8 protein-coding genes are annotated in these 7,614 nt (G+C 57.7%); all 8 read left to right on the top strand.

The window, feature by feature from the left end; genetic code table 11:
- Positions 1-372: 372 nt before the first annotated feature.
- A complete protein-coding gene (gene lspA / locus I2D57_RS08265; protein ID WP_229055704.1) occupies positions 373-972 on the top strand; it encodes a signal peptidase II in 600 nt (199 codons plus the stop codon).
- Positions 972-1,985 carry an RluA family pseudouridine synthase gene (locus I2D57_RS08260; protein ID WP_195362133.1) on the top strand — a complete coding sequence of 338 codons (1,014 nt, stop codon included), beginning with the start codon at positions 972-974 and terminating at the stop codon, positions 1,983-1,985. Before lspA ends, I2D57_RS08260 begins: the two co-directional genes overlap by 1 nt.
- 82 nt (positions 1,986-2,067) lie before the next feature.
- Positions 2,068-3,363 carry a glycosyltransferase family 2 protein gene (locus I2D57_RS08255; protein WP_022094595.1) on the top strand — a complete coding sequence of 432 codons (1,296 nt, stop codon included), beginning with the start codon at positions 2,068-2,070 and terminating at the stop codon, positions 3,361-3,363.
- An 81-nt stretch (positions 3,364-3,444) separates the two neighbouring features.
- A complete protein-coding gene (locus tag I2D57_RS08250; RefSeq protein ID WP_195362132.1) occupies positions 3,445-3,867 on the top strand; it encodes a prepilin peptidase in 423 nt (140 codons plus the stop codon).
- A gap of 31 nt (positions 3,868-3,898) precedes the next feature.
- Positions 3,899-5,146 carry a deoxyguanosinetriphosphate triphosphohydrolase family protein gene (locus I2D57_RS08245; RefSeq protein WP_195362131.1) on the top strand — a complete coding sequence of 416 codons (1,248 nt, stop codon included), beginning with the start codon at positions 3,899-3,901 and terminating at the stop codon, positions 5,144-5,146.
- A 60-nt stretch (positions 5,147-5,206) separates the two neighbouring features.
- Positions 5,207-6,556 carry a replication-associated recombination protein A gene (locus tag I2D57_RS08240; protein ID WP_195362130.1) on the top strand — a complete coding sequence of 450 codons (1,350 nt, stop codon included), beginning with the start codon at positions 5,207-5,209 and terminating at the stop codon, positions 6,554-6,556.
- A gap of 100 nt (positions 6,557-6,656) precedes the next feature.
- A complete protein-coding gene (locus I2D57_RS08235; RefSeq protein ID WP_195362129.1) occupies positions 6,657-7,244 on the top strand; it encodes a hypothetical protein in 588 nt (195 codons plus the stop codon).
- Positions 7,237-7,614, top strand: coding sequence for an ATP-binding protein (locus I2D57_RS08230; protein ID WP_006233993.1), 378 nt, complete (start codon positions 7,237-7,239; stop codon positions 7,612-7,614). The genes I2D57_RS08235 and I2D57_RS08230 overlap by 8 nt, the downstream gene beginning before the upstream one ends.

Genomic DNA, 7,614 nt, shown 5'->3' with positions numbered 1-7,614 from the left:
TCTGGCGTTCGTAGAACGCCGTAACCTACCGACGCTGCAAACGCCCCTAAGCGGCAATCTGACGTTCAATCGTCGGTCGCGTACCAAAGTACGCTTCCCTCCTCTTTCACGTCACCTTGCTCGCTTAGGGACGTTTTCGCTGTTGGTGACGGCAACGCGGCTTTTCCATTGTTGGAACTAGAGCCTTCTCTTTCGACCTGTGCTCTTAGTCGAAAGCTATTTAGCGACATTCCGTTATTCGGAATGTCGCTTTCGTTTTTAGCTGGTTATTTCGCTTGCGTTGGTGGATATGTCGTGCGCTCTGCGTGTGGCAATATAAGATGGTAAATTGCGTTAAACGGAATTCGATTGTTTTGAGGGTAGGGGATTTCTTTGGGTCGTTCTGCGGATATGACGCCGCCTTTGCGTTGGCGGTTGGGTGTTGCCGGTGGTGTGGCGTTGGCCGTGCTGCTTGTTGACCAGCTGACCAAGCTTGCGGTTCGTGCCGTGGGCGACACTTTGCATGTGACCGTTATCCCCGGTGTGATCGACTTCCTTTTTGTGCGTAACATCGGTGCTGCCTTTAGCATGGGCGAGGGCCATGGCATCGCGTTTGCCGTGCTGGCGCTGGCGGTCATTATCGCCATTATCGTGTACCTCGTTCGAGCACCTCAACTCGCTCGCCTTGAGGTTGTGGGTATGGCGATGGTTGCGGGCGGTGCCATCGGTAACGCGATCGATCGCCTGGCTATGGGCTTTGTGACCGATTTTATTGCCACCACCTTCATTGACTTCCCCGTCTTCAATGTGGCCGATATCGGTATTACCGTGGGCGTCGTGCTCGCCCTCTTCGGCTATATGTTCTTGAGTCCCGCCGCTCGCGAGGTCGATGCGACCGCCGAGCTTAACGCCCGTGACGAAGCCCGCGCTAAGCGCAAGGCCCAGCAACGTGGGGAGCGTGCCCGCAAGATTCGCGAAAGGAATGAGCGCTAATGGCCGACATCCATATTCTTGTTGCCGACGATTCCGCTGGCCGGCGTCTCGACGCCTTTTTGGGCGCCAACGACGGTTGCCCCACGCGCTCTGCCTGCGCACATCTGATCGAGGGAGGCGCCGTTGCCGTCAATGGCGAGACCTGCCTGTCCAAAAAGTACGCCGTGCGCGCCGGCGATCGCATTTCGGTCGATCTGCCCGAGCCGCACGATCCCACCGACGTGATCCCCGAGGCCATCCCGCTCGACATTCGCTATGAGGACGACTATCTCATCGTGCTCTCCAAGCAGCGTGGCCTGGTGTGCCATCCTGCCCACGGCCACGAGAGCGGCACGCTTGCCAACGCCCTGGTCTATCACTGCGGTATCGACCATCTGGGCACCGTGCAGGGCGAGGACCGCCCCGGCATCGTGCATCGTTTGGATCGCGATACCTCGGGCCTCATGCTTGCGGCAAAAGACGACGACACGCAGCGCGCACTCCAAAATCTCATTCGCACGCGCACGCTCGATCGTCGCTATATCACGCTCGTTCACGGACATATCGCTATGGATGAGGGCACCATTAACACCGGCATTGCCCGTTCTACGCGTGACCGTGTCAAGATGGCGGTTTCGGACGATCCTTTCGCGCGCCAGGCCATTACGACCTTTAAGGTCCTCGAGCGCTTCGATTCCACGCGTTTTGACGACGGCTATACGCTCGTCGAGTGCCACCTGTTTACGGGCCGCACACATCAGATTCGCGTGCATATGCGCCATATCAACCACGCCTGCGTGGGCGATCCGCTCTACGGCAAGTGCGATGCACGCGCCGATCAGGGTCTGACCAGGCAATTCCTTCATTCCTGGCGTGTTGCATTCGACCATCCCGTGACGGGGGAGCGCATTGAGTGCCGCGACGAGCTGCCGTGGGATCTCGCTGCGGTTCTTGACGACCTGGCCCCGCGCTCGCTTGGTCGCACCGCTGCCGGCGACGAGATCGTTCCTCAGCTCGGTCTTCTCGAAGCCTAGTCAGTATTAGGTGGTTTCTTGAACGCCCCTAGCCTGCGGTAAGATATACGATTGTTTACGTAACGCGTTCCTGGGAGCCTGCATGCTCGCCTTTTTACAAACCAACACGCCCATCGTGATCTTCAACCAGATTGTCGTCACGCTGCTCACGGTCTGCTTTCTGTACCAGGTGGTCTTCTTTGTCATCGGTGCTCTTCGTGGCGAGGTCGCGCCTCCCAAGGCCAAAAAACTCCACCGCTATGCCTTCTTTATCGCGGCGCATAACGAGGAGGCCGTGATCGCCAACCTCGTTCGCTCCATCAAGGACCAGGATTATCCGTCCGAGCTTATCGAGGTCTTTGTGGTCGCCGATGCCTGCACCGACAACACGGCACAGCTTGCGCGCGAGGCGGGCGCTATTGTCTATGAGCGCAACGACCTTGCCCGCAAGGGTAAGAGCTGGGTCATGGACTTTGGTTTCGACCGTATTCTTAACGAGTATCCGGATACGTTTGAAGGTTACTTTATCTTCGATGCCGATAACGTCATCTCCCGCGATTACGTCTCCAAGATGAACGATGCCTTTGACCAGGGCTTCCATGTGGTCACGAGCTATCGCAACTCCAAGAACTTCGGCAGCTCGTGGATCTCGGCAGCTAATGCTACTTGGTACCTGCGCGAGGCGCGCTTTCTCAACAACGCGCGCAATATCTGCAAGACTTCTTGCGCTGTCTCGGGTTCGGGCTACCTCATCTCCGCCAGCGTTATCGAGGGCATGCACGGTTGGCAGTTCCATACGCTGACCGAGGATATTCAGTTCACCACGTTCTGCGCCATTCACGGCATTCGCATCGGTTATGCGCCGGCGGAGTTCTTTGACGAACAGCCCGTGACGTTTAAGGCGTCCTGGAAACAGCGCATGCGGTGGACCAAGGGCTTTTACCAGGTGTTCTTTACCTACGGTAAGCATCTGGTCAAGTCAACCTTCCGCTACCATCGCTTTGCCGCCTACGACATGTTTATGACCATCGCCCCGGGTATGCTGCTGTCCCTGATCTCCATGCTCGCCAATGCGACGTTCCTGATCGTGGGTGGCCTTTCGCATGGTTTCTTGGCTACCGAAGTCGAGATGCAGGCGTGCGCCGCTTCGCTCATTATGACCTTCGCCATGATGTATCAGACCTTCTTTATCCTGGCGCTGCTCACGACTATCTTTGAGTACAAGCACATTCACTGCGCGCAAAAGTGGCGTCTGGTGACTAACCTGTTTACCTTCCCGATCTTTATGTTCAGCTATATCCCCATCACGGTGGCCGCGCTGTTCCTGAAGGTCGACTGGGTGCCGACGCAGCACGCCGTCAACGTTACCCTTGACGAGGTCATGCAAGGCGCCAAATAACCACCACCAAAACCACCGCAAAGGGGACAGGCACCTTTGTGGTGGTTTTTGCTTTTGCGATGCAGCTCGAGGAGGAGTCCGATGGTCTATATCCCGTTTTGGATTTGCATCTTTGCCGGCGTGGCAATTGATGCCCGAGAGCGACGGTTTCCCAATGGGCTTGCCGGCGCATGTGCCGTGGCGGCGTTGGCGGGCGTTTGGCTCGACAGGGGCGTTAACACTGCACTTGATCATGCCGGTCTTGCGGTCATCGTCTACCTTGCCCTTGTGCTTACTGAGTCGCTCTGGCGGCGCCTTCGTCAAGCCCCGGGGATTGGCATGGGGGACGCCAAAGCACTCTTCGCGCTTTGCACGCTCGACCCTATGGGCGGCATCGTGGCATTTGCCGTTTCGCTCCTGGTCCTGGCCCTCTCCTGCCTCTTCACAAAATCACGCTCCCTGCCATTGCTCCCGTTTTTGGTGCCGATTTTTGCCATAATCGAGGTCGTGGGCTGCACTTTGTAACCGATTGCGCATCCTTCTTAAGGAGCATGCCATGGCAACTAACCAAGAAACGGCCGTCATTAAGGCGCGCATGGACCGTATTCCCTCGGCGTTATCACCCGAACTTGTCGAGCGCATTGCCGCCGATCGTGCTTCGGGCTATGTCAACCCGTACCGTTGCGACGATGACCAGGTCATCCGTCGCGTTGATCGAGCCGCAGACGAGGGCACGCTCATGCGTCCGGCATTTATGCGCGATGCTGAAAAGATTCTCCATTTGCCCGCGTATGCCCGATATGCTGGTAAAACGCAGGTCTTTAGCTTCCGTAGCAATGATGATCTGTCGCGCCGCGGCTTGCACGTGCAGCTTGTATCGCGCATCGCACGCGATATCGGCCGCGCCCTGGGGCTCAACTGCGATCTGATCGAGGCGATTGGCTTAGGCCACGACTTGGGACATACGCCTTTCGGCCATGCCGGCGAGCGCTTCCTCAACGATATCTATCATGAGCGTACTGGCCGCTTCTTTTTCCATAACGTGCAGTCGGTGCGCGTGCTCGATGCCCTGTACGGTCGCAACGTGTCGCTCCAGACTCTCGACGGCGTGCTGTGCCATAACGGCGAGTACGAGCAGCGTGTGTTTGAGCTTTCGGATATGGGCTCCTTTGATCAGTTCGATCTGACGCTCGAGGACTGCATCGCCACGGGCTATAGCGCGATTGAGCACCTGCGTCCCATGACGCTCGAGGGCTGTGTGGTTCGTATTTCGGATATCCTCGCCTACGTCGGTCGTGATCGTCAGGACGCCATTGCGGCGGGCCTGCTGTCGCCCGACGCTTTTGACGATGGTCGGGGCGGTGCCTATAACAGCTGGATTCTCACGCACGCTTCCGTCGATATCGTTGAGCATAGCTACGGCAAACCGCGTATCGAGATGAGCGAGGACCTGTTTGAGGAGATCCGCCGGGCGAAGCGCGAGAACTACGAGAAGATCTATAGCAAGGGCGGTATCGAAGGCGATTCCGAGGCGGAGTTGCGTGAGGCCTTCGAAAAGCTCTACGACCGTTGCCTGCAGGATCTAAATAAAGGCGACGAGTCCTCTTACATCTTTAAGCATCATGTTTCGCGCATTGAGCAGCAGCTTTCCTACTACGACCGTACCTATGCATGGCAGGACGACAAGGATCAAGCGGTGGTGGATTACATCGCGAGCATGACGGACGGCTATTTCTGCGAGCTGACGAGCAAGCTATTCCCTGGTCTGGAGTTTCCGCATCGTACCTATATTAACGAACGGTAGTTCGTATCTTTTCGGTATACTGTTGATGAACAAAGCTTTTGATTGATGCATGGGATGGCTATGGACGACCTTTTTTCTGCCTCGACGCGCGAGCGTTCTTTTAAAAATGCGCCGCTCGCGGTGCGCATGCGTCCCAATTCGCTCGACGAGTACGTGGGCCAGCAAAAGGCCGTGGGCAAGGGCTCGTGGTTGCGTGCGGCAATCGAGCATGATGTGCTATCGAGCGTGATTCTGTATGGGCCTGCCGGTACGGGCAAGACGACGCTGGCGCATATCATCGCCAACCATACCAAGAGCGAGTTTGTCGAGGTCAGCGCCGTTACGGGTACCGTGAAGGACCTGCGTCGCGTTATCGACGAGGCAAAGACGCGCCTGAATACGTATGACCGCCGTACCATCTTGTTCATCGATGAGATTCACCGTTTTTCGAAGTCGCAGCAGGATGCGCTTTTGCATGCGGTTGAAAACCGTACCGTCATTATGATTGGGGCCACGACCGAGAACCCGTACTTTGAGGTCAACTCCGCACTGTTGTCGCGTGGGCGCGTGGTAGAGCTTGATCACCTGAAGGACGAGGATATCGCCACGCTCATTGAGCGTGCGCTCGAGGCGCCGCAGGGCTTGAACGGTAAGTTCTCGGCCGATGAGGATACGGTCAAGACCATCTGCACGCTGGCAGCGGGTGACGCTCGCTCGGCGCTCACGACGCTCGAGCTTGCGAGCGAGATTGCCGTCACGCGTCCCGATACCGAGGGAACGCCAGCGCCCGCGGCGGGGGAGCGCTATCCCATCACCGTGGATGACGTAAAGATCGCCAACCCGCGTCGCGGCTTTACGTATGACAAAAACGGCGACATGCACTACGACATCATCAGTGCGTTCATCAAGTCCATGCGCGGTAGCGACCCCGATGCCACGATCTATTGGCTCGCGCGCATGATCGATGCTGGGGAGGATCCTAAGTTTATCGCTCGCCGCATTATGATTCACGCTTCTGAGGATGTTGGCAACGCCGACCCGCAGGCGCTTTTGGTGGCGCATGCCGCGTTTAAGTCTGCCGAGGTCATTGGCTATCCCGAGTGCCGCATTAACCTGGCTCAGGCTGCACTCTATGTGTGCTTGGCGCCAAAATCCAACGCGTGTGAGGCTTCGATCGATGCGGCGCTGGCCGATATCCATTCTAGTGGGCTTCGCGAGGTGCCGAGTTATCTGCGCGATCGCCATCGCCCGGGCAGCGATGAATACGGTGTGTATAAGTATCCACATGATTATCCCGAAGGCTGGGTCGATCAGCGCTATTTGCCCGAGGGACTGGAGCGCGGCGCGTTCTGGCAGCCTGCCGGCCGCGGTTGGGAAGAGTGGCGCGTAGAGCAAAGTGAACGCGACCGCAGCGGGAATGCACCGAAGTAGCTGCTGATAATTTTGTCCCACGTTGCTGCTCTTGGCATGTTCGGTCCCCTTTGGGGTAACATGGAACCCGTCTGTATATCGATTCCTTTGGGAGGCTTGCATGAGTCCCATTCAAATCGCCCTGCTGCTGCTCGCCGTTGCCGGCGTGTGGGCCATCGTTGAGCTCGCGCTTACCCTGCGTAAGACCCGCACCGTTGTCGACTCGCTCGATAAGACCGTGAACGACCTCAACAACACCATCGCCGAGGCTCAGCCTGTGGTGGCAAAGCTCGATGGCGCTGTCGATGAGCTTACGCCGGCGCTTGCCCAGATGGAGCCGCTGCTTAAGTCGAGCAAGACGGCAGTTGATGCCCTTACCTCCAATCTCGTAGAGGTCGAAGCCGTGGTTCGCGACATTTCCGAGGTTACGGGCAGCATGGCCGAGGCCAGCAATGCTGTGTCGAGCGTGACCGACTCTGCCGCCGGTGCTGTGCAGAAGCTCTTCAATAAGGTGAAGTCTCCTGCGGCTGACACCGAGCGCAAGCTCGCCGCTGCTGCTGCGGAGGCAGAGCGGCCTACCGAGCGCGTCCTAATTGGCGAGGACGAGGCCGCCGCGGGCGACGATGATGGTCAGAAGTCTGTATCCAAGCCGGCTCAGTATTACACCTATACGCCCGCCGAGACCTCTGAGGAGTCCTGCGATGAGTAGCGAAGCAACCTGCCCTATCACGCTGACCGTTGCCGGTGACCCGCGTCTCGCTCGCCTTGTGCGCATGACGGCAGCCAACGTTGGTGCCCTGTGCTCTATGTCTGTCGATCGCATCGAGGACATCCGCATGGCTGCTGAGGAGGCTTTCATCTTTGGTTGCACCGCGGTCGACTGCGATGACATCACCATCAAATTCGATGTCGATGAGACCCACGTTGGCATGACTATTACCTTTGGCGACCAGGCTACGGTCGATGAAGACGACCAGGCTGCGGTGTATGCCGAGCTCATCCTCGCGAGCGTGTGCGACTCCTACGAAAAGACTACGGCGCCCCTGACGCTTTCCCTCGACCTCAAGGCGGATATCTAA

The sequence above is a fragment of the Collinsella aerofaciens genome, assembly GCF_015553355.1.
Classification (GTDB): domain Bacteria; phylum Actinomycetota; class Coriobacteriia; order Coriobacteriales; family Coriobacteriaceae; genus Collinsella; species Collinsella aerofaciens_V.
Note: the sequence above shows the minus strand (reverse complement) of the source record. Positions and strands in the feature narration are given on the sequence as shown.